The 22,636-nt window shown below is 60.2% G+C and carries 18 protein-coding genes, 2 tRNA genes and 1 pseudogene; 8 read left to right on the forward strand and 13 right to left on the reverse strand.

What is annotated here, in order from left to right:
* Positions 1 to 346 precede the first annotated feature (346 nt).
* The 3 genes from PSN43_RS00235 to PSN43_RS00245 form a co-directional block, all read right to left on the reverse strand.
* A complete protein-coding gene (locus PSN43_RS00235) occupies positions 347 to 772 on the reverse strand; it encodes a hypothetical protein (protein ID WP_272698703.1) in 426 nt (141 codons plus the stop codon).
* 130 nt (positions 773 to 902) lie between these two features.
* Positions 903 to 1,967, reverse strand: coding sequence for an RHS repeat domain-containing protein (locus tag PSN43_RS00240; RefSeq protein WP_272698704.1), 1,065 nt, complete (start codon positions 1,965 to 1,967; stop codon positions 903 to 905).
* Between the two features lie 288 nt (positions 1,968 to 2,255).
* Positions 2,256 to 2,900, reverse strand: a complete 645-nt coding sequence (locus PSN43_RS00245; protein ID WP_272698705.1) for a Crp/Fnr family transcriptional regulator — start codon at positions 2,898 to 2,900, stop codon at positions 2,256 to 2,258.
* 102 nt (positions 2,901 to 3,002) lie between these two features.
* Here PSN43_RS00245 and PSN43_RS00250 point away from each other — a divergent pair, with 102 nt between their 5' ends.
* On the forward strand, positions 3,003 to 3,221 hold the full coding sequence (locus PSN43_RS00250; protein WP_272698706.1) for a hypothetical protein: 219 nt from the start codon (positions 3,003 to 3,005) through the stop codon (positions 3,219 to 3,221).
* 22 nt (positions 3,222 to 3,243) lie between these two features.
* On the forward strand, positions 3,244 to 4,227 hold the full coding sequence (locus tag PSN43_RS00255) for an arsenic resistance protein (protein ID WP_272698707.1): 984 nt from the start codon (positions 3,244 to 3,246) through the stop codon (positions 4,225 to 4,227).
* 148 nt (positions 4,228 to 4,375) lie between these two features.
* On the opposite strand, the gene PSN43_RS00260 is transcribed toward PSN43_RS00255, so the two are convergent.
* Positions 4,376 to 5,641, reverse strand: coding sequence for a phenylacetate--CoA ligase family protein (locus PSN43_RS00260; RefSeq protein WP_014322828.1), 1,266 nt, complete (start codon positions 5,639 to 5,641; stop codon positions 4,376 to 4,378).
* 200 nt (positions 5,642 to 5,841) lie between these two features.
* Here PSN43_RS00260 and PSN43_RS00265 point away from each other — a divergent pair.
* From PSN43_RS00265 to PSN43_RS00275, 3 genes are all read left to right on the forward strand, one after another.
* Positions 5,842 to 5,917, forward strand: a tRNA-Lys gene (locus tag PSN43_RS00265).
* A gap of 6 nt (positions 5,918 to 5,923) precedes the next feature.
* Positions 5,924 to 5,999 (forward strand) — tRNA-Glu (locus tag PSN43_RS00270).
* Between the two features lie 218 nt (positions 6,000 to 6,217).
* Complete coding sequence (locus tag PSN43_RS00275) at positions 6,218 to 7,756, forward strand: anti-phage dCTP deaminase (RefSeq protein WP_272698708.1); 1,539 nt, start codon at positions 6,218 to 6,220, stop codon at positions 7,754 to 7,756.
* Positions 7,757 to 8,151: 395 nt separating this feature from the next.
* Here PSN43_RS00275 and PSN43_RS00280 read toward each other — a convergent pair whose 3' ends face one another.
* The 4 genes and pseudogenes from PSN43_RS00280 to PSN43_RS00290 form a co-directional block, all read right to left on the reverse strand.
* The gene (locus PSN43_RS00280) at positions 8,152 to 9,057 is read right to left on the reverse strand and encodes a virulence RhuM family protein (protein WP_272698709.1); all 906 of its coding nucleotides are present in this window, start codon (positions 9,055 to 9,057) and stop codon (positions 8,152 to 8,154) included.
* 228 nt (positions 9,058 to 9,285) lie between these two features.
* A pseudogene (locus PSN43_RS15955) lies at positions 9,286 to 9,456 on the reverse strand (tyrosine-type recombinase/integrase); the annotation flags it as partial.
* Between the two features lie 415 nt (positions 9,457 to 9,871).
* Positions 9,872 to 10,579: an LrgB family protein gene (locus tag PSN43_RS00285; RefSeq protein WP_272698710.1), complete on the reverse strand. Its 708-nt coding sequence runs from the start codon at positions 10,577 to 10,579 to the stop codon at positions 9,872 to 9,874.
* The gene (locus PSN43_RS00290) at positions 10,572 to 10,973 is read right to left on the reverse strand and encodes a CidA/LrgA family protein (protein ID WP_272698711.1); all 402 of its coding nucleotides are present in this window, start codon (positions 10,971 to 10,973) and stop codon (positions 10,572 to 10,574) included. The genes PSN43_RS00285 and PSN43_RS00290 overlap by 8 nt, the downstream gene beginning before the upstream one ends.
* Before the next feature lie 88 nt (positions 10,974 to 11,061).
* Here PSN43_RS00290 and PSN43_RS00295 point away from each other — a divergent pair, with 88 nt between their 5' ends.
* Entirely contained in the window at positions 11,062 to 11,955 is an 894-nt protein-coding gene (locus PSN43_RS00295) for a LysR family transcriptional regulator (RefSeq protein WP_272698712.1), read from the forward strand.
* 1 nt (position 11,956) lies between these two features.
* Here the strand turns inward: PSN43_RS00295 and PSN43_RS00300 are convergent, their stop codons facing one another.
* The 5 genes from PSN43_RS00300 to PSN43_RS00320 form a co-directional block, all read right to left on the reverse strand.
* Positions 11,957 to 13,096 (reverse strand): ABC transporter permease, encoded by a 1,140-nt coding sequence (locus PSN43_RS00300; protein ID WP_272698713.1) that lies wholly within the window; start codon positions 13,094 to 13,096, stop codon positions 11,957 to 11,959.
* Position 13,097: 1 nt separating this feature from the next.
* The gene (gene rbbA, locus PSN43_RS00305; protein ID WP_272698714.1) at positions 13,098 to 15,839 is read right to left on the reverse strand and encodes a ribosome-associated ATPase/putative transporter RbbA; all 2,742 of its coding nucleotides are present in this window, start codon (positions 15,837 to 15,839) and stop codon (positions 13,098 to 13,100) included.
* Positions 15,836 to 16,912: an HlyD family secretion protein gene (locus tag PSN43_RS00310; protein ID WP_272698715.1), complete on the reverse strand. Its 1,077-nt coding sequence runs from the start codon at positions 16,910 to 16,912 to the stop codon at positions 15,836 to 15,838. The genes rbbA and PSN43_RS00310 overlap by 4 nt, the downstream gene beginning before the upstream one ends.
* The gene (locus PSN43_RS00315; protein ID WP_272698716.1) at positions 16,909 to 17,559 is read right to left on the reverse strand and encodes a TetR/AcrR family transcriptional regulator; all 651 of its coding nucleotides are present in this window, start codon (positions 17,557 to 17,559) and stop codon (positions 16,909 to 16,911) included. Before PSN43_RS00315 ends, PSN43_RS00310 begins: the two co-directional genes overlap by 4 nt.
* Before the next feature lie 140 nt (positions 17,560 to 17,699).
* Complete coding sequence (locus PSN43_RS00320; protein ID WP_272698717.1) at positions 17,700 to 18,608, reverse strand: universal stress protein; 909 nt, start codon at positions 18,606 to 18,608, stop codon at positions 17,700 to 17,702.
* A gap of 240 nt (positions 18,609 to 18,848) precedes the next feature.
* Here PSN43_RS00320 and PSN43_RS00325 point away from each other — a divergent pair, with 240 nt between their 5' ends.
* Together PSN43_RS00325 and PSN43_RS15935 are read left to right on the forward strand one after the other, a co-directional pair.
* Positions 18,849 to 21,554 (forward strand): cation-transporting P-type ATPase, encoded by a 2,706-nt coding sequence (locus PSN43_RS00325; RefSeq protein ID WP_272698718.1) that lies wholly within the window; start codon positions 18,849 to 18,851, stop codon positions 21,552 to 21,554.
* Between the two features lie 180 nt (positions 21,555 to 21,734).
* Positions 21,735 to 22,634, forward strand: coding sequence for a hypothetical protein (locus PSN43_RS15935; RefSeq protein WP_336314017.1), 900 nt, complete (start codon positions 21,735 to 21,737; stop codon positions 22,632 to 22,634).
* The last annotated feature ends 2 nt before the right edge of the window (positions 22,635 to 22,636 follow it).

The following is a 22,636-nucleotide window of genomic DNA, read 5'->3' on the forward strand; positions in this document are numbered from 1 at the left end:
GTTGAACTAACAAGTTGGTTCAACCAGGCAACCTAAACCCACTCTTATGCGCATGGCTGCGTGTCTCGCCGGATGGATACCGGCACTGTTTTGGTACGTGATTCTTGCCATGCCGCCTTTGCTTGTGCTGTGACCACCGCAGGCGATGGCGAGGGGATAGGCGGAACCGACTCCGACTCAAGGAATGAAACTTGGCTTATTCCTGGCGGACATCAAGAGACAACGATGGTTCCCTATAAAATATGGGAGGTTGTGCAGCAAATTGTGTCACAAACCAAGAAGCCGCCCCATCGAAGCCGACAGGACGGCTGTCTATTGGTCTTTGTCTCGATTGCGGGAAGAATCTCTATTGTGCCGCGCCATGCTCTATACGGGTCAGGCGCATATCCGCTTCTTCAATCAGCCCTATGCCCGAGGCATATTTGCGTGGCACACAATACTTTCCCTTAACTGTAAGGACGGTCCGGGTCTTTCCGAACAATTTTTGTTTCTTGACCGATACAATGTTGCAATCCGTGGAGACCTGTTCACCTGTATTAACCAGGGTTACAGGAATTCCCCACTGCGCACCGTCCACGTCCAGACGTATGAGCGGCGGGATGCTCCCTCCCTTTGACAAAGGGGCCTCCATCAGCCGAGTACCATCAATATATTGAATGTACTCACGAACAGTCTTTTGAACCCCGGCATCCGGTATGGTAGCCGTCACTTCTTCTTTTACCAGGCATCCGCCTTTGTCGTCTTTGCGTATTCCCGTAAGGGTCAAAGTCATCGGGCTGAACTGGAAAAGGTAATGGTAGACAGTACCCGGAGGTGGCCCCATGAAGTCTGCCGGACACAGCCCTTGGCCCGCCGCAACATTGGACGCGAAAAGGAACCCTACTGCACATGCGATCAGCAGGCTACGGCCCAGGCGGAGGGGGATGCCGGATTGTTTCTCCGGTCCAAGGGGTTGTGATAAGGTAATACTCACATTGTGACGGATCGTCCCCACCAACCCAGCAAATGCCCTTATTCCACCTGACTTCATACTCATAGCGCTTTCGGTTTTCCTTCAGTTCTTTTAGAATAGTTCGCTCACCCTCACAGATTCGCACTTTTGTTTTGGTCCTTTCTTCAAGGATGGCATATTTTTTGGACCACCGAACAGAAAGAGCCGCTCCAGTAATTGGGGAACTGAAAACCACATATTCATAGCCGAGCGTAGGCCCCGTCCATATGCATTCCCATTCACCAAACTCGAATCCTTCGCGGGCTTCCTTTGCTTCACATTTGCAATTGGGATGGGGCCGCAAGGAGTCAATGTCAGCCCCATCCGGGATGATCGTGCCATTGAGAGCCTGGCATTTTTCGCAAGCGTTTTCCTTCGCGCTCCAAATTTGTCTTGTTTTCCACTCGCCCTCTTTTCCCCAAAAAACGGAGAGCCAGAACGCTAATCCCATGGGGGCCACGCCATTGACCGGATCATCGAGACAGTAAGCGTACCAATCCGGGTCGCCACCCTGGTCTCCAAGAGGATCGGGCGCGGTCCAACGGTCCGTGAAGGTGTCGTAGTCGCGCCAGCCGAATCGGACAAAGCCGAGGTCCCGGTCATGCAGCCCCCCGGCAAACCCGATAGGGATGCGGAAGTCCGGGTTGGAGTCCGAGATGATACCGCCAAAGGGCTCGTACATGACTTCTTTTATCACATTATTATAGATGTCTACAACCAGCCGCAATGAACCGACCTGATCGCTGAACAGGCCGAAAATCGTGCCGTCACTGCGCCGCATGGCAAAGGGGACACGCTCTCCGTCATGGTAGATGAACTCAAAGCTGTGCTGCCCGTCATGGAAGCCAGCCATACGAAGCATGTCATGCCAGCGGTATGCCTCCACGGGGGCACCGTTACAAGACTTGACGGAGCGCAACCCGTTTTTGTCGTGGGTGTAGCGGTTGTTGTCCGCCGTCTGGAGCCAGTTGTCCATGAGCGAATACTCAAAGTCCTGGTAATTGGTGTTCAGGTGCGGGGGATAGTCGCGGGAGCGGCGGTCCTCACGGTTATACCCGATGTCACAGACTGTGCGCCCATCACGCTTGGCCCGGGTCAGGCGGCCTGCCTACGCCTGCCGTCGTCACTCTACCCGAGCGAAGCGAGGGCGATGGGGGTGCAGGGGGCTTTGCTCCCTGCCGGGTCCAGGGCAGCGCCCTGGTCTCCCCGAAGGGGCCGCCGGAGGCATTTTCTGCCGCCCGTTCCGCCCTATCTCATCAAGCCGTTATTCGGCTTGCGGCAGGATGATTTCGGCTCCGTCCATGCGGATGTCGCCGTTGTCGGCCATTTTGCGCAGGGTGCGTGACAGGGCTTCGGGGGTGATGCCGATGATTTTGGCGAGTTCGCGGTGGGAAAGATCAAGGGAGACGCGGCCGTTGCGGTGCCGGCTTTCGAAGTAGGCCATGAGTCGGGACGGGACCTGCTTGAGGGACAGGGAGTCGATCATGTCCATGGCTTCTTTGAGTCGTCGGGACATGACCCGCATCATGGTCAGGAGGATGGTCGGATCTTCGCGGACGAGCCGTTCGAATTCGGGAGGTCGGATGAAAAGGACCCGGCTGTCTTCGAGTGCGCCGAGGTTGGCGGGCAGTTTGCCGTCGGAGAAGGAGGAGCAGAGGCAGAACGGTTCGCCCGGCCCGAACACGAATATGGTCTGCTCCTTGCCGTCTTCGGCGAGCTTGAAGAGCTTGACCTGGCCGGACAGGAGCACGTGCAGCCCCTGAGCGGAGTTGTCCTCGCTGAAGAACAGGGACTTCTTGGGAAAACGCAGGACTTCGGCGTGGGCGGCCAGCCGGTCGAGCTGGGACTCGTCGAGTTTGGCGAAGATCGGGAAAGCGCTGATTTCGTTCTTGAGGTCGAGTGGCTGCATGGAGACGTCCGAAAAAATGCTGAATGTTGATCGAGATCAATGCCGCCGGTCGGCCGTGCGCCTATCTTGGGGCCAGAACGACAAAAAGCGAGGAGGTCCCCCATGAGCGCCACCATCCACTGCCCCTATTGCAATGCCGGTCGGGAAACGGGCGAGTTCGACAGCTACGCACCCTTCTACGTCAATTGCGGGGAATGTTCCAGGCGGTACATCGTCGAACCCGTGCGCAACGGCGTGGTTGTGTATCGCGACGGCGAAGCCCCCTGCTGCTCCGACCCGGATTGCCGCGAGACCGAGATGGCCGGTTCGGGCCAGGAATAGCCCCTCGGCGAGGAGTTTTCCCATGTTCAAGATATTGCAGAAACTTACCAAGAATCTGATCTATGCCATCCCCGCGATGATGTTCGCCGGATTCGCCTACGGCCTGTGGGCGGATACCGGCTGGCTCAAGGGGGCCATCGTCCCGTTCACTTTTCTCATGGTCTATCCCATGATGGTCACCCTCAAGGTTCGCAAGGTTTTCGAGGGGGGCGACGCCAAGGCGCAAATCCTGACACAGCTCATAAATTTTGGGCTGACTCCCTTCCTGGCCTTCGGCGTCGGCCTCCTCTTCTTCCGCGATAATCCGTATATGGCCCTGGGGCTGCTTCTGGCCGGGCTGGTTCCCACCAGCGGCATGACCATTTCGTGGACCGGGTTCGCCAAAGGCAACATGTCGGCGGCGGTCAAGATGACCGTCATCGGCCTTGTCGCCGGTTCTCTGGCCACCCCGCTCTATGTCCAGGCCCTGATGGGAACGGCCATCGAGATGCAGGTTTCGGCCGTATTCAAGCAGATTCTGTTCATCGTTTTCCTGCCCATGGCGCTCGGCTATTTGACCCAGCGGTTTCTGGTGAAGCGATACGGCCAGGAGCGGTTCCAGCGGGAGCTGGGGCCGAAATTTCCCGGCCTGTCCACCGTGGGCGTGCTCGGCATCGTTTTCGTGGCCCTGGCCCTCAAGGCGAAGACCATTGCGGCCGCCCCCGGCGTGCTGCTGGACATCCTCGTGCCGCTGGTGTTGCTCTATGGGGCCAATTTCCTGATATCCACTCTCGTGGGCCGGTCGCTGCTCCCGCGCGGCGACGCCATCGCCCTTGTCTACGGCTCGGTCATGCGCAACCTGTCCATCGCCCTGGCCATCGCCATCAACGCCTTCGGCGCGCAAGGCTCCGACGCGGCTCTGGTCATCGCCATGGCCTATATCATTCAGGTCCAGTCCGCCGCCTGGTACGTCCGGTTCACCCACAAGGTCTTCGGCCTGCCGGAAGAGCTCGCGCAACCGGCTTAAGAGAAGGCGCCTCCGGCGGCCGGGGAAAGGAGAGGAAACAACCCTTTTCAAAGGGTTTTTCCTCTCCTTTCCCCGGCCGCCGGAGGCAAAAAAAAGACCAGCCCGACAGTGATGCCGGGCTGGTCTTTTATGTTGTGTCGATGGGCGTTTAGTCCCAGGTGCGCTTGTCTTCGATGGGCCGGATCTGCGGGGGCAGGGTTCCGGGGGCGAGGACCTTGAGGATGGGGCGCAGCTTGATCTTCTCGCGGAAGAGGTGGAGCAGCTCGTCCTCCTGGTTGAACTGGCCCGCCTCGATGGACAGGATCATTTCGTCGATGCCGCCGGGGTTGGTGACTTCGATCTGCCAGCGCTTGACCTCTTCGAACCGGGCCATGACCTGCTCGACCTGGTGGGGGTAGACGAACATGCCCTTGATGCGGGCGGTGGTGTCTACGCGGCCGACGATGCCGCCCAGGCGCGGGGAGGTGCGGCCGCAGGCGCACGGAGCGCGGTCCAGGTAGCCGAGATCGCCGGTGGCGAGTCGGATGAGCGGGTAGGTGCGGTTGAAGGCGGTGACCACGATTTCGCCGACTTCGCCGTCCTTGAGCGGAATGCCGGTGTCGGGATGGCAGATTTCGACGTAGGCGCGGTTGGACAGGTGCAGGCCGGACTTGTGGAAGCATTCGTAACCGATGCAGCCCACGTCGGCGGTGCCGTAGCCCTGGCGCATGATGCAGTCGAACTTCTTTTCCAGGGTGGAGCGCATCTTTTCGGAGAATTTTTCGCCGGTGACGAAGGCGACTTCGAGGAAGAGGTCCTTGCGCAGGGAGAGACCGGCCTCTTCGGCTTTCTGGGCCAGGTGCATGAGGTAGCTGGGCGTGCCGACGTAGCCGGTAACGCGGAGCTTCTGCATGATCTCGATCTGCGAGTTGGTGTTGCCCGGACCGGCGGGAACCACGGCGCAGGAAAGGTTGCGCAGGGGTTCTTCAAACATGAGGCCCGCGGGCGCCAGATGGTAGTTGAAGGTGATCTGGGCCAGGTCGCCGGAGCGGAAGCCCGCGGCGTAGAAGCCTTCGGTCCAGCCCCAATAGTCCTCGGAACGGTCTTCGGGGTCGAAGATCGGGCCGGGGGAAAGGAACACGCGCTGCAATTCGCCAAGGTCCTTGGTCAGCAGCCCGCCGAGGCGGGGACCCATGGACTGGAGGAAAATGAGTTCCTTTTTCTTTATGATGGGGATATGTTTGAGGTCGTTCAGCGTGCGGAATTTGTCCACGTTGAACTGTGCGCGGTCGAACCGCTTCTTTACGTCCTCGGAGTATCGATAGGCGTAGGAGAGCAGCTCTTTCAACTGCAACTGGCAATACTGCCTGCGTTCGGACTCGTCGAGGACCTCGCGGCGGGAGTAAATCCCTTCGGTGCGGTCTTTTCGTGTCATATTTGTGCTCCTTGGTGGCTTAATTCCAATAACGGATGGGAGCGGGAATATAACACGGTAGATTTTTTTTGCAAGAAAAACTTTAAATTTGCAGAGATTCCGGCAAGTTGCAAGATAAATGTTAAAGAGGGACGAAGTTTCAAAATGTGCTTGACACCGGAAAGCCAAATGGATACTCATACGTTCCCTAACGGGTCGTTGGGTCGTTAACTCAGTTGGTAGAGTATCTGCCTTTTAAGCAGAGAGTCACTGGTTCGAGCCCAGTACGACCCACCATAATGCGTCCCCATCGTCTAGTGGCCTAGGACTCCGGCCTCTCACGCCGGCAACAGGGGTTCAAACCCCCTTGGGGACGCCACTGACAAATCAACGGGTTACAGCGGAAGCTGTAGCCCGTTTTTTTGTCTGCGTGTAAAATTTCGTGTAAATTGGTGCTGAAAAGCCCCGGAGAGTATTCTCTTCGGGGCCTTTTTGCTTCTTTTCTTTTATAAATATGGATCGGCACCCTTGGCAACAACGATAAAATATAGAATTATGCGGCAAAATTTGATTACAAAGGAAGCCCAAGGAGTTCCGATGGACAGCGCAATGAAACTTGACCAAGCAAGAAAAGGCAAAACCCAAAAGCCGTATGACAAAATCATTGATCGAGAAACTAATGAGTTGGTTATTGCTTTTTGTGGCGCTGCGGGGAGTGGGACTACAAAAATAGCAGAGAGATTAGGAAAAGAACTAGAAGAGCGCGAATACACCGTTCGCCACATCCAACTCAGCGCCATTATCAAACAGCACTCAACAAAAAGCATTCATGTAAATGATCATGCCGAACGTATCCAACTACTTCAACAAGAAGGAACCGGTCTAAGGAGAAAATATGGAGAAGATGTCTTGGCAATGCTTGCTATCCAGGACATAAAGTTAGGTCGTGAGAAAACCCATCCATCTACTGGGATATTGAATGATCCAACAGAAAGGAGGTACGCGACGATAATTGATAGCCTCAAACATCCTCATGAAGAACGGCTTCTTAGAAAAGTATATGGCGATATGTTTTATTTATTTGGAGTGCTTTGTCCTGAAGATATTCGTATTCAGCGTCTACAGCACGAAAAAGGTATGAGCCCTTCAACAGCTCATACGATCATTGAAACGGACAAGTCAGAAGAAGAAAAAAAAGGACAGCAGCTACTCGACACAATTCATTTGTCCGATTTTTTCTTTCGAAACACCGACGTTGACAGCAAGGAAATAAAAGCAAGCCTTGTACGATTTGTAGATCTTATATTAGGTGCCAACACAATCACTCCCACCGTTGAAGAATACGGAATGGCGATAGCATATTGTTCATCCTTACGCTCAGGATGTATTTCAAGACAAGTCGGTGCTGCAATTATCAAGGAGGGGGACGTAATCGCGACAGGTAGGAATGATGTCCCTCGCTATGAAGGAGGCCTGTATACAGCAACAGATTCTCCCGATGGGCGTTGTTTTAGATGGGGGACTGAAACCTGTAGAAATGACGTAAAAAAGAAAGTCATGAAACAAAAGATGCTTGAGTTAATTAATGAAAAACTTCCAGAAGAGAACGCGTTAACGGAAGAAAGGTTTAATAGGATTTGTAAGACTGTTGGCATTAATAATATTATTGAATATTCAAGAGCTATTCATGCCGAAATGGATGCACTAACTACTCTAGCTAGAACGGGAAGCTCTGGAGCCAAAGGCGCTACTCTCCTGTGCACCACATACCCTTGTCACAATTGTGCGCGCCACATAGTCGCTGCGGGGATCAGTCGCGTCTTCTACATTGAACCATATGAGAAAAGCTTAGCAACAGAACTGCATAACGACTCCATCAGCACAGCCGACAAGCCATCTAACACGCCAAAAAAATTAGAAATTGTCGCATTTGAGGGAGTTGGTCCCACAAAATACTCAAGGCTTTTCCGACAAATGGACCGCAAAAACGAGCAAACCTGTGGTGTAGAAGAAATAAATACCAGAAAATCTAAACCTTTTTTAGGACACTCCCTCGACCGGTTTACCGATTACGAAGCAAAAATTGTCGAGTATCTTACCGAAATCAAACTTGACCAAAAAAGGTTGCCCGACTAGGAGGCGTACTTTCGGCGCGTGAAGAGAGTGGGCTTGTTTTTTTTATATTCATCACATAAATTGTGAAGGAATAAACAAGGGAGGAAGTCATGGGTAAGCCGAGTAAGCAGGACGACCAGTACAGACTCCCACTCGACCCACCATCGAATGGGTCAGGTGATCAAAATAGTCTGTCAATCTCGCGAAAAGCTCAAAACGAAAATAATTATTGCAAGGTATTCAGCTTTGCTTCTGCGATCCAAAAACGTGAGGATGAACGAGAGGGTGAAGTGCTTCAAAGAATTTTAGCCCACTCAGCGGCACTGGAGTGGTGAGACCAATTCAACGCAGTATATTCAAATAAACTTCAATAAGGGTTATGGCTTTTGCTATAACCTTTTTTGTTCAGAAACAATCTAATCGCCTTTCCGCTCAATCCCCTTCACCAACTCCTCAAAATCCCGCTCGGCTTCGATTTCAGCCTCTTCCAGCTCCCGTTGCCTACGAGCCTCATTAAACGCCTTGTACTCGCCATGGGCGTGCTTCTCGGCCTGCTTATGAGAGACCGTACCCGCGTTGGTCAGCACCTCCCATTCATTGAACTCAAGGAATTTATCGGCGATCTCAACCCACTGCTGCATGGTGATGCGTTGCCGCTTTTCGGCACGATCCTCGGCGTGATCCAGGAACATGGTCACCAGCCGGTCCAGCTTGGCGAGTTCATCTTGTTGTAAATAGTTCTTGGAAGTAACCACATCGCCTTTGCGGACGACATCCCCTTTGAAGCTCGTCAGGCCCATGTTGGGCTGGGCGGCGTCGGCCCGCGTCATCACGATTTCTGCGGCGGTCTTGCCGGTGATGGCGAAGAGCATCTTGTTCTGGATGGTTTTGAAAAAAGTCTGGGCGGTTTCTGAGTTGCCGTCATAGTCGGCGCTGGTCTGCGAGAACAGATCCCTGACCTTCTGGTAGAATCGTTTCTCCGAGGCCCGGATCGTCCGGATGCGCTCAAGCAGCTCATCGAAGTAATCCCAGCCGCCAGGATTCTTCAGCCGCTCGTCGTCCATGGTGAAGCCTTTGACCATGTACTCCCGCAACCGTTCGGTAGCCCATCGACGGAATTGGACGCCCACGGACGAGCGGACGCGGTAGCCCACAGCAATGATGGCATCCAGGCTGTAGTGCTTGGTCAGGTACTCTTTCCCGTCCGAAGCAGTTATTCGGAAATTCCTAACAACTGCCCCTTCAGCCAGCTCCCCGTCTGCGAACAGGTTCTTCAGGTGCTCGTTGATCGTGGGAATCGAAACCTGGAAGAGCTCAGCCATGAGCTTCTGGCTAAGCCAGGCCGTTTCATCCAAGAAGCGAACCTCGACACGGATGTTTCCATCCGGGGCCGGAAAGATGTCTATTTGAGATTGCGGGGCAGGGGCGTTGTCACTCATGGGGCGTCCTTCTGATTTGATGACCGAGCATAGTACAGGCTGCCATTCTCAACAAGTACGCGCGGGCGAAGGAAAAGTCCGAAAGCGTCCACATATGGGCTTTGTTGCATGTTAACCAAGCCCGTCTTTTAAGACGTTCTTGGTAATGCCCAGCCGGTGTATGTACCGCGTCGTGGTCATCAAGTTCTTGTGTCGAAGAATCGCTTGAATGGTGGGGATGTCCACCCCCTCTTGCACAAGTATAGATGCCGTTACGTGCCGGATGGCATGGAAAGTAAAAGGCTCTCCCCTTGCTTTCGCACAGAATCTTTATGAGGTGTTGCCGCCGTCTGCGGCCGGAGTTGTTCTCGCGGTTGAAGACCCGTGGGGCATGGCTGGCGATAAATATGGGCTCCGCCCCCTGGGGGCTTGCCCTGTTTATGATCGCGACGATCCTTCCCTAAAAGCGCCTTTGGGTGGGGAATATTGCCTTTTCCGTGGGGTATTCCGGCGATTTAGCCGGTTGGGGGGAAGTTCTGTTGTCGACAGGTGGAATGAAAGGCCGGGAGCGGTGTTGTGAATCGGTCGGGGTGTGGCCTGGGGAATTTGTTTTCCGGAGGACAGGGCGGGGTAGACCCTGTCCTCCGGGCTCCCTTGCGAATTGGATCGGAGGGAAGCCGCTAGTGTCGGCCAGCCTGTATGGGGGGATTGAGCAGGGCTAGCTCAGGGCGGCGAAGATGGTTGCGCCGAAGACGTTGAGCATCCCGACGAGAATCATGAGAAGACCGGCCACGGAGCCTTCTTCGGCCCCGATTTCGTGCGCCTTGGCCGTGCCTGCGGCGTGGGCGGCCACGCCGAGCATGGCCCCTCGCGACAGGGGGGATCGCAGGGGGAGGCGGGCGACCATGAACTCGCCGAGGATGGAGCCGAGCACGCCGGTGATGACCACGAAGACGGCGGTCAGGTCGGCCGTGCCGCCGATGTCGCGGGAAACGTCCATGGCGAACGGGGTGCTGATGGACCGCGGCAGCAGGCTAAGGCGCAGCGCCCCGTCGATGCCGAGCAGGGAGGCGAAGGCCCAGCTTGTCAGGATGGCCGTGGCCGTGCCCACCAACATGCCCGCGCCGAGTATGGCCCAGTAGCGGCGTATCAGTTGCCGCTGCTCGTAAATGGGAACAGCGAAGGCCACGGTGGCCGGGCCGAGAAGCACGATGAGCCAGCCCGTGGAATGGTAGTAGTCGCGATAGGGAACGTGCAACGCCAGTACGACGCCGATGACCAGCAACGGGGTCAGGGCCAGGGGCATCTGCCACCAGCGTCCCCATCGCCGATAGACGCGTTTGACGGCGAAATACAGGCCTATGGTCAGCAGGGACCAGCCGCAGGCCTGCGCCACGGTGCCGGTCCAGAATGAAGCATCATTCATGACGAACTCTCCAACGATAAAACAGATCGACGGTCATGGCCGTGGCGCTCATCACGGACAGCGTGCCCAGGAATATGACGGCCAGGATCTTGAGACCGAGCAGGCCGAAGAACTCCGGATGCGCGGTGACGGCGGGCACGGCGGGGATGAAGAACAGGAGCATCTCGCCGAGATACCACTGCGCGCCCCGGCGCAGGCTCAGTGGGCTGACCTTGTGCCAGGCCAGCAGGACGTACACGATGAACATGCCGATAATGCCCGAGGGAATGGGAATGTGGAGGGCCCGGACGAATCCTTCGCTGGCCAGCCAGACTGCGAAAAGCAGCCCTACCTGGGCCAGCCGGCTGTGGTGGAATTTTCTACGGAACGGAACGGCTATGGTGCGTGTACTCATTTTGAACCTCGTTGCGGGAAAGTAGGGCCGGTTTAGTGATGAAGCAAATGACTTGTGGAACTTGATATAATTCCATATTGGAATAGCCATGGAATTTCGAAAGATTCAGATGTTTGTGGAAGTGGTTCGGCAGCAGGGATTTTCCCGTGCGGCCGAAAGGCTGTTCACCACCCAGTCGACGGTGAGCAAGGCTGTGCGCCAGTTGGAGAACGAGCTGGATTCCCGGCTGCTGGAACGTGGAGCGCGGGGCGTGACGTTGACCGACGCGGGCGAGGTGGTCTTCCGCCGGGGCAAGCGGCTTCTTGCCGAACGGGGCGACATGCTTCGCGAGTTGGACGAGTTGCGCGGCCTGACCAGGGGCACCCTTGTGCTCGGCCTGCCGCAGATCGGGGCCAGCGCGCTGTTCGCGCCGGTGTTCACCGAGTACCGCAAGCGGTTTCCCGGCGTGGAGATACGGCTGGTGGAGCACGGCAGCGATCAGTTGGAGGAAGTCCTGCGGGCCGGCGGTGTGGAGCTGGCCGCTTCCCTGCTGCCCGTGCCCGAGGATTTCGAGTGGCTGCCGGTTCGCAGGGAGCCGCTCGTGGCCTTGCTTTCGCCCGACCATCCCCAGGCGAGCCTGGAATCCATGCCCCTGGACCGCGTGCGGGACGTGCCGTTTATCCTCTTCGAGGACGGGTTCGCCTTGAACCGGATTATCCTGGGGGCGTGCCGCCGCCGGGGATTCGAGCCTGCGGTCATCACCAAGAGCAGCCAGATCGGTTTTATCTGCAAGCTCGCCGAGGCGGGGCTGGGCGTGGCCTTTTTGCCGCGGCTCATCGCGGAGGAGCGGCGCGGCGACGCCGTGCGCCTCGTTCGTCTGGAGGAGCCGTACACGGACTGGGACATGGCCGTGATCTGGCGCAGGGGCGGCTATTTGTCCAGCGCGGCCCGGGCGTGGCTGGACGTGGTCCGCGATCTCTACGGCGGGGGACGGTCCTCGTAGGTCAGCGCAGGGTGCCGATCATGCTGCGCAGCCTGCGGTGGGCGAACCAGAAAAAGAAGCCCCCGATGGTGGCCATGGCCAGGAAAGACGGCCATATCACCGGCAATCCGGCTCCCCGGAAGAGGATGGCCTGTGCCAGGGACACATAGTGGGTGGTCGGGGCCAGGGACATGATCCACTGGATGGCTTCGGGCATACTCTCTCGCGGGGTGGTGCCGCCGGACAGGATTTCCAGGGGCAGGAGGACCAGGATGGCCAGCAGGCCGAACTGGGGCATGGTCCTGGTCAGGGTGGCCATGTAGATGCCTATGGAGGCCGCGGCGAACAGGTAGAGCAGGGTGCAGCAGGCGAACAGCAGGGTGGAGCCGTTGATGGTCACGCCGAGAACGCCCTGGACCACGACGTGGAGCGACATGGTCGAAACAAGCAGGACCACCAGCCCCATGGACCAGACCTTGGAGAGCATTATTTCCAGCGGCGTGACCGGCATGACCAGAAGATGCTCGATGGTCCCGTGTTCGTTTTCGCGGATGAGCGCGGCACCGGTCAAGAGAATGCCGAGCAACGTGATGTTGTTGACGATGGAGTTGATGGCCGCGAACCAGAACTGGCTGACGTTGGGGTTGAAGAAGACCCGGATGTTCAGGTCCACGGGCGTGGCCGCCGGGGCGCGGAAACGCTGAACATAAGCGCGGATTTCTCCGTCAACGATGTTTTGTAGATAGCTGGTGCCGGTCTGGGCCTGGGACAGCCTGGTGGCGTCCACGTTGAGCTGGAGGGCCGGAGCCCGTCCGGCGGCGACGTCCCGCTCGAAGTCGGGCGGAATGTCCAGGACGAAGGTGTAGCGTCCGGAATCCATGCCCTTGTCCATTTCGGCCAGGGAGATGAGTTCGGGTTCCATGAACTGGGGCGGGTGCAGGGCGGCTATGATCCGGCTGGAGAGCTGGGACTGGTCTTCGTCCACCACGGCCACGGTGGCGCGGTTCAGGGATTCCGGCTTGGCCTTGGCGTCGGCGTAGACCGTGGCCGTGAACATGAACAGGATCAGGAACAGCATGGCCTTGTCGTGCAGCAGGCTGCGGAATTCCTTGATTCCCAGCGTCATGATGTTGGACAGGCTGTCGAGGAACGCGTTCCGCATCCTATGCCTCCTGCTTCCTGAGGAAGAGCACGCTCAGGATCGTGGTCGCGGGGATGGCCGCCAGCAGCGGCCAGAAGAATCCGGCCAGATCGGCGAAGCCCAGTCCCTTGGAGAAGGCCCCCCCGCTGATAAGCAGGTAGTACGTGGTCGGATAGAGGGACCCGATGAACCTGCCCGCGCCTTCCAGGCTGGAGACCGGATCGATGAGCCCGGAGAACTGGATGGCCGGAAGCAGGGTGAAGATGGCCGTGCCCGCGATGGCCGCCACCTGGCTTGATGTCAGGGTGGAGGCGAGCAGGCCCAGCCCCGTGGTGGCCGTCACGTAGACGAGCGCGCCTGCGGCCAGGGCGGGAAGGCTGCCCGTGAAGGGAACGTGGAACAGGGTCACGGCCAGGGCGAACATGAAGACGAAGTTGATAAGCGAAAGGGCGATGTAGGGCAGTTGCTTGCCCACCAGGAATTCGAGCTTGGTCACAGGCGTCGTGTAGACGTTGAGGATGGAGCCCATTTCCTTTTCACGGACCACGCCCAGCGCGGTGAGCATGGCCGGAATGAACACCAGGAGCAGGGGGATGACTTTGGGCACCATGGCGATGATGCTCTTCATTTCCGGGTTGTATCTGTAGCGCACCGGCATGTCGTAGAGGGATTGGGCGCCGTCTGTCCCGGCGGCCAGCTTGGTCAGGTATTCGCGGTGTACGCCCTGCACGTAGCCGCGGGCTATTTCAGCCCGGCTCGGCATGGCCCCGTCAATCCACGCCCCGGCTTCGGGCACGTCGCCCCGGGCCAGGTCGCGGCCGAAGTTCGGCGGGGTCTGGATGACCACGGACACATCGCCCGCGACCATGCGCCTGTCCAACTCGGCCGGCCCCGACACCGGCTCTTGAGGCGAGAAGTACCGCGAGCCCTCGTATTCGAGGAGATAATTCTGGCTGGCCAGCGTCTGGTCCTGGTCCAGGGCGGCGAAGGTCAGGTCCTCCACGTCCAGGTTGATGCCGTAGCCCATGACCAGCATGAGCAGCATCGTGCCGAACAGCGCCATGCCCATCCGGATGGGGTCGCGCCTGAGCTCCATGGTTTCCCGCACGGAGAAGCTGAGCAGGCGGGCCAGGCTGAACCGGGGGTGGGCCTTGCCCGGCCGCGTGTTTTCCCGGGCCGCGAAGGACCCCTCGTCGCCGGGCTCCACATCCACGTCCGCCGCCTCTTCGAGGTAGTCGATGAAGGCTTCCTCCAGTGTTGCTGCGTTCCGCTTCTTGCGCAGTTCGTCGGGGGAGTCCGTGGCCAGTATCCTGCCCGCGTGCATCAGGGAAACCCGGTCGCAGCGCAGGGCCTCGTTCATGAAATGGGTGCTGATGAAGATGGTCACCCCGTCCTTGCGGGACAGGTCGATGAGCAGCCCCCAGAATTCGTCGCGGGCCACGGGGTCCACGCCCGAGGTGGGCTCGTCCAGGATGAGGACATCGGGCTTGTGCAGCACGGCCACGGCCAGTTGCAGCCGCTGCCGGATGCCGAGCGGCAGGTCGTTGGGCAGGGTGTCGCCGTACCGGGCGAGGTCGAAACGGTCCCCCAGTTCGCCGATGCGCCGGGCCGCCTCGTCCGGGCTGAGATGGAAAAGTTTGGCGTGCAGCTCCAGGTTGCTGCGCACGGACAGTTCGCCGTACAGGGAAAAGGCCTGGGACAGGTAGCCTACCCTCCGTCGGGTGGCCATATTGCCCGCGTCCAGCTTGCGGCCCAGGAGCCGGGCTTCGCCCAGGGTCGGATCCAGCAGTCCGGTGAGCATTTTCATGGTGGTGGATTTGCCGCATCCGTTGGAGCCGATGAAACCGAAAATTTCGCCCCGGCCGACCGACAGGGTTACGTCGTTCACGGCGGTGAAGTCGCCGAAACGCATGGTCAGGCCTCGGGCCTCGATCACCGTTTCGCCCCTGTTCAGCGGGGGAATCCGCAACTCGCGGTGTCCGTGTTTGCGCTCCTCGGGCAACAGGGCCAGGAAGGCCCCCTCCAAGGTTTCCGTTCCCGTGCGTTTCAGCAGCTCCGCCGGGGTTCCCTCGGCAAGTTTTCTGCCCTGGTCCACGGCCACCAGCCAATCGAACCGTTCGGCTTCTTCCATGTAGGCTGTGGCGATGAGCACGTTCATTCCCGGCCGCTCGGCACGGATGCGCTCGATGAGTTCCCAGAACTGCCGCCGCGAGAGCGGGTCCACGCCGGTAGTCGGTTCGTCCAGGATGAGCAGGTCCGGGTCGTGCATCAGGGAGCAGCACAGGCTGAGCTTTTGTTTCATTCCGCCGGAAAGCTTCCGGGCCGGTCGGTCCGCGAATGCGCTCATGCCGGTGCTTCGGAGCAGATTTTGGATGCGGCGGGCGCGCTCCGGCTTCGACTGGCCGAAGAGACGACCGAAGAAATCGATGTTCTCCCGCACGGACAGGGTCGGGTAGAGGTTCTTGCCGAGCCCCTGGGGCATGTAGGCGATGCGCGGGTACAGGGCTTCCCTGTGGCGGCGGTCGCGAATGTCGCCGCCCAGGACTTCGACCTCGCCCGTCTGTACCCTGCGCGCTCCGGCGATGAGCCCCAGCCAGGTGGACTTGCCCACTCCGTCGGGGCCGATGAAGCCGACCAGCTTCCCGGCGGGCAGCTCCAGGCTGACGTCGTCGGCGGCCAGGGTGGAGCCGTAGCGATGGGTCACGGACGAGAATCGGACAACGGGATCCGGCCGATGTCCCGCGCCGTTCAGGGTCGGCGTCACCTGTTCTCCTCCGGGAGTTTCACCGCCAGGCGGTCGGGCCATGGCTTGTCATGCTCGATGCGGACGTAGGCCACGCCGGGCAGGCCGGTCTTGACATACCTGGCGTAGCGGCGGAGCAGGTCCGGGTCGATGCGCGCCTTGATGCGGAACATGAGTTTCTGACGTTCGTCGCGGGTCTCCACCGCCTTGGGCGTGAACTGGGCCACGCTGGCGACATAGGAAATCCTGGCCGGGATGATGTACTGCGGCGCGGCGTCGAGGATCACGCGCGCCTCGTCGCCCATGGCGGTGCGCCCGGCTTCGATCTCGGGCAGGAAAAAGGTCATGTAAACGTCGGTCAAGTCCACCAGGCTGACGATTTTGCCGCCGGAGGCGACCACTTCGCCGGGTTCGACCACTCGGTACTGGACCCGTCCCGGCTTGGGCGCGCGCAATATACCGTCTTCCAAGGTCTGCTCCAGGCGGACCACCACGGCCCGGGCCGCGTTGATGTCGGCCTGCGCCTGGGCGACCAGGGCGCGTCCGGCCTCGGTCGCGGCTTCGGCCGCCTTGACCTGGGCCCGGGCGGCGCGCCGGGCAGCCAGCGCGGTCTGGAGATCGCCCCGGCTGTTGTCGGCGTCCTGCTGCGAGACCACGCCGCTCTTGACCAGGGTCTGGATGCGCCTGTCGCTCTTACGGGCCACATCGAGCAGGCTCTCCTGCCTGGCCAGGTCCGCCTTGGCCGTGGCCACTTCGGCCTCACGTTGGAAAACCTGCGCCCTGGCCGTCTCCAGGGCGCTTTCGGCCTTGGCGAGGTCGGCGCGGGCTTCGGCCACCTGGGCTTTTTCGCTCTGCATGTCCATGCGGGCCACAACGTCGCCCGCCTCCACGTAGTCACCTTCGTCGGCCAGGACTTCGGCCACCTTGCCGCCCCACTTGGCGGCCACGCTGATCTCCGTGGCTTCAATGCGGCCGTTGCCTTCGGCAAAGCCTTCTTCGACCTTGTCCAGGCTGAGCCAGTACCAGACGCCTGCGCCCGCCAGGATGGATAGTATCGCCAGGCCCGTCAGCAACGGCCCGAATGCGCGTTTCATGGGACCACCTCTTCGTTGTCGGATTTCGTCTCCGTCCGTTCCGGACGGAGGTCCGTATTGGTGATGTAGTTTTCGAAAATACGCCAGTTGGTTTCGGCCTGTTTTTCGATGTCCAGATGGAACAGATCGCGTCCGGCCAGCAGGCCGAGCGAGGTGAAGAGGCCGAGGAAAGCGATGAAGAGCCGTTTGGGGGGCTCGTCGGTCCGTATGCGCCCCGCCTCCTGGCCTTTGCGGAAGACCTCGGTCAATTCGTCTTCCATTTCCTTCAGGTGCCGGTTGAGCCGTCTGCCCAGGATGGGTTCCTCCCGCCAAAGCAGGTCCGAATAGAAGAAGACCGGCACGGCCGGATGCCGCTCGAACAGGCGCACGTGGGAGAAAAAGAGGGCTTTGAGCAATTCCACAGCGTCGCCGGTCTCCCGAGAGACCCGGTGGCGGTTTTCCGTGTAGATGCCCACAATGTGGTCCAGCGCGGCGGCCAGGATTTCCGTCTTTCCGGCATAGTGCCGGTACAGGGCCGGGGGCGTGACCCCCACTTCCTTGGCGATATTCTTGACCGTCAGGGCGGAGACTCCCTCCGAGACCACCAGCTTGAGGGCGGCGTCGGCAATCTGTCCCCGGCGGACATCGCTTTCGAGACGTTTCCTCATGCCTTAGTTAATGGGCATTCACAAAGAAAAGTCAAGGCGGGGCCGCGAGCGGTTTTGCTTGGTGGAGCGGATGGCGGTACGGACGCCGCAGGGGGGGGAGCGCCGGGGGAAAGGCGTTTCCCCCCGGCCGCGTTCTGCGTCTATCGTACCGGGGAAACGAACTTGTCCGGCTTGATGGCCAGGACGGAGTTGGCCACGGTGGAGACGATGCGCTCGACGGTGTTGCCCACGACCAGGCCGGGAACGCCGGTGCGGGCCACGCTGCCCATGACCACGACGTCCATCTTCTGGTCGGCCGCGTAAGCCGGGATGACCTTGGCCGGGTTGCCGTGGATGATCTTGGCCTTGGCCTCGTCGGTCAGCCCGGCCGCCGCGAACAGGCTTTCCAGCTCGCGCTCGGTGTGGCTCTGCTCGTGTTCAAGGTATTCGGTTTTTTCCTTCTTGTTGAACCGGGGACTGGTCAGCACGGATTCCATGTAGCCGGACCAGCAGGTGATGACGTGCAGGTGGCCTCGCAGAATTTCATTGAGCCGGGCCGCGTGGGCCAGGATCTTTTCGTTCAGCGCGCGGTTGTCGGCGGACACGTCCGAGGTGTTCACCGCCGCCAGGATGCGGACCGCGCCCTTCCAGAGGTTGCCGCGATGAATCCAGACCGGGCAGGGGCATTTGCGCATGAGGTGCATGGCCATGCTGCCGGGCGCGCCGCCGGGGGCCGTCGAGCCGGTGATGAGCAGGTCGAAGCCGCCGTCCCGCACCAGCTTGATGGCTTCCATGAAGTCCTTGCCCCAGCGGAGTTCCACGGTCGTTCTGTCCTGGGCCTTGGCCTCTTCGGGGAGGAGCCGGTCTATTTCGGCCTGGTGGTGTTCGAGGAGAACCGTCCGCAGGTCCAGATCGAGAGCGGAAAAGTAGTCGGATACGGCTTCCGGCGGTTCCTCGAAGACGTTGAGAACCGTCAGCCGGGCATCGGCCCTCATGCAGAATTCCACGGTGGAGGCGATCAGGTCGGCGTTCATTCGAGCACCCAGATCCAGCAGTACGTTCTCGAACATGAGGACTCCTTTTCGGTCCGGTCGGCAGATGCGTCGCGTGGGGGTTCGTCCGCACGGGAGCCGAGAATCCGGCCTGTTTCGGCGTGTGGATGGTTTGATAGTCGTTCTCATTTTATGCCAGCGCAGACGATGGATGTCAAACGGTGAAGGCGTCTTGACGAAGGGCTTTCTTTGCTTCAGGGTTCAACATGGGACAAAAATCCGCCGGTCAGGCGGCCGTGTGAATGGAGAGGTATTCTTATGGAAACGCTGCTGGAGAAACATTGGCACCATCTTGAAGGAAGCGAGGCCGCCCGGTTCCTGGACGCGGACCCGGCCAGGGGGCTCGACGAGTTCGAAGTGGAGCGGCGGTTCCAGCGGTTCGGGGAAAATCTCATTTCCGGGAAGAAGGGCCGGACCGCCCTTTCGCGGTTCATGCTCCAGTTCCATCAGCCTCTCGTTTATATCCTCATTGTGGCGGGCGTGGTGACCGCCATCCTCGGCGAGTGGATCGATTCGGGCGTCATTTTCGGCGTTGTCCTGGTCAACGCGGTGGTCGGACACATCCAGGAGTCCAAGGCGGTCAGGGCGCTGGACGCCCTGGCTTCGAGCCTGAGCGCCGAGGCCCTGGTCCTGCGCGCCGGGAAAGCGGTCCGGGTTCCCGCGGCCCAGGTGGTTCCCGGCGACGTGGTCCTCCTGCGCACCGGAGACAAGGTCCCGGCCGACCTGCGGCTGCTGTCGGACAGGGAGCTGCGCGTGGACGAATCCATGCTCACCGGCGAGTCGCTGCCCGTAGACAAGGACGCCGCGCCGCTGCCCCGTGACACGGTGCTGGCCGAGCGCAGGAACATGGCCTACGCGGGCACGCTGGTCAGCTCCGGGCAGGGCGCGGGGGTGGTCGTGGCCACGGGCAACCGTACCGAGATCGGCCGCATCTCCGAACTCATCGACGCGGCGGACGAGCTGGAGACGCCGCTCACCCGCAAGATCAGCCGGTTCAGCCACGTGCTGCTGGCGTCCATTCTGATACTGGCTGCGGCCTCCTTCGTCCTCGGAGTGCTCCGCGACGAGCCCGCGAGCGAGATGTTCATGGCCGCCGTGGCCCTGGCCGTGGGGGCCATTCCGGAAGGGCTGCCCGCCGCCGTGACCATCATCCTGGCCATGGGAGTGTCGCGCATGGCCGGGCGCAAGGCGATCATCCGAAGGCTTCCGGCCGTGGAGACCCTGGGCGGGACGACGGTCATCTGTTCGGACAAGACCGGCACCCTGACCGAGAACCAGATGACGGTGCAGGAAATTTTCGCTGGGGGCGCGTCCTACGCGGTCTCGGGCCTGGGCTACGCCCCCGAGGGGGCGGTGGAGCCGGTGAAGGGCGGCGGCGCGCCCGATGCGGCTCTTGTGGAATGCCTGCGCGCCGGTGCGCTGTGCAACGATTCCAGGATACGCCTTCGGGACGGACGTCATCAGGTGGAGGGCGATCCCACCGAAGGCGCCCTGCTGGTGTCGGCCGGGAAGTACGGTCTGGACGCCGGACGCGAACAGGAGGAGTACGCAAGGGTGGACGTGCTGCCCTTCGAGTCGAGGTGGCGTTATATGGCCACGCTGCACACCTTGCCCGGAGGGAAAGTGGGGCGCGTGGCCTGCCTCAAGGGCGCGGTGGAAAGGGTTCTGGACTGCTGCAAGTCCGCGATGCTTCCTTCGGGCGAAGTCGGCGGGCTGGATGTCGCGGCCGTGATCGAGGCCCAGCACGCCATGGCCGCCAAGGGGCTGCGGGTGCTTGCCTTCGCCAGCAAGGAACTGCCCGAAGACGCCCGGCTTGAACGCTCCGAATCGTGCATGGGCATGGTGTTTCTCGGGTTGCAGGGCATGATCGACCCGCCCCGGGAAGAGGCCAGGACCGCCATCGCCGCCTGCCTGCGCGCCGGGATCAAGGTCAAGATGATAACCGGCGACCACGCGCGGACGGCCGAGGCCATCGGAATGCGGCTCGGCCTGCGGGGCGGGGATTGCCTGGCCGGTGAGGATTGCCCGGTCATGACCGGGCGCGAGATAGCGGAATTGAGCGATGCGGAATTGACCCGGCAGGTTCCCGGCATTCCGGTTTTCGCCCGGGTCTCTCCCGAGCAGAAGCTCCGGCTGGTCATGGCCCTTCAGAGAAACGGCGAGATCTGCGCCATGACCGGCGACGGGGTCAACGACGCCCCGGCCCTGAAGCAGGCGGATATCGGCGTGGCCATGGGCATCACCGGGACCGAGGTGGCCAAGGAGGCCGCCGACATGGTCCTGACCGACGACAACTTCGCCACGATCACGGCTGCGGTGGAGGAAGGGCGCGGCGTGTTCGCCAACCTGCTCAAGTTCATCGCCTGGACCCTGCCCACCAACGCGGGCGAGGGACTGGTCATTCTGGCGGCCGTCCTGTTCGGCGTGGCCCTGCCCATTCTGCCGGTGCAGATTTTGTGGATCAACATGACCACGGCCGGCTGCCTCGGGCTGATGCTCGCCTTCGAACCCATGGAGCCGGGCATCATGGACCGCCCGCCCCGCCGTCCGGAACGGCCCATGCTGGACCGGATCATCCTGCGCCGCATCGGCATCGTCAGCCTGCTCCTGCTGGTCAGCGCCTTCGGCCTGTTCAAGTGGGAGCTTGCGTTCGGGGCGTCCATGGAAGCGGCGCGAACCGTGGCGGTGAACGTCTTCGTCATGGTCGAGGCCTTCTATCTGCTCAACGCCCGGTCCTTCACGCGCTCGCCCTTCGCTTTGGGACTGGCCACCAACAAGTGGGTTCTGGGCGGCTTCTGGACCATGGCGGCCCTTCAGCTTTTCTACACCTACGCGCCGGTCATGCACCGGCTTTTCTCCAGCGCGCCTCTCGGCCCGTGGCAGTGGCTCAGGATCGTGGGCTGCGGCTTGGGCGTCTACTTCCTCGTGGAGTTGGACAAGAAGCTTTCCGCCTCGGATATCTGACGTTTCCATGGAAACCGGTTCGTTTGCCGATTCCATATTTATAACACAAATATAATATCTCCGTAGTTTCGCTTCCGTTAGTGTCCCGATAACGGAAGGATCTCCGTTTTTGGCATGGGGGTCTTCTCGGTGTGACTGTCGGAGGAACCATCTGTATTTCCATGATGTTCGGGAGGTCTCATGTTCAAAAATCTTAATCTTGGGCTGAAGCTCGGACTGGGCTTTGGATGTCTGATACTCATTGCGGCCGTGCTCGGCGGCGTCGCCATCTACAACATGCTGATGGTGAGCGAGGATTCGCGGCAGCTCGCCGAGGAATTCGTTCCGGAGGTGGGCATCGCCAACGACCTCGAACGGGTCGTGCTGCTGACCATGTATGCGGTTCGGGGGTATTCGCTGAGCGAATCCGAAGCCTTCTGGACCGAGGGGCGCAAGCGGCTGGAAGAAACCGAGGCGGACCTGCGCAAGGCCAAGGCGCACGCAGACAAGTACCCCCGGCTGGTCAAGCTCAAGAAGGATGTCGAGACCGCGAGCGAGGGCGTCGCCGTCTACGATGGGCTTGTGAACGAGACCCGGCGGCTCGTCGTGGCCATGACGGAAAACCGGACGGCCATGGATGGCGCGGCCGCCGTGTTCATGAAGAACTGCGAGGACTTTCTGGATTCGCAGCATGTAGCCCTGGGACGGGAGCTCGATTCCGGCGCGACCACGGCCACCATTGCCGAGCGGGTGCGCAAGATCGACATGGTCAACGACATCATTCATCTGTGCAACAGTGTCCGGATCAGGAATTTCAAGTCGCAGGCCATGCGCAACCCCGAGGTCATGCGGGCCGCAGTAGATGATTTCACGCACATGCGGGAAAAATACGATACGATCAAGGTCGTCACCCGGCAGTCCGACAACCTCAGGCAACTGGAGAACATCCGCGCGTCCGGCGACGCTTATGCCGAGGCGATGCGGCGGTTCATGGCCAATTTCGAGGCGTTGGGCGAACTGAACGTCCAACGCAACAGCGCGGCGCAGGCCGTTCTCACGGCCGCCCAGAATACGGCCACCGCGGGAGTGGAGGCCACCTAGAA

It is taken from the genome of Desulfovibrio sp. Fe33, assembly GCF_028532725.1.
Lineage (GTDB): Bacteria > Desulfobacterota > Desulfovibrionia > Desulfovibrionales > Desulfovibrionaceae > Pseudodesulfovibrio.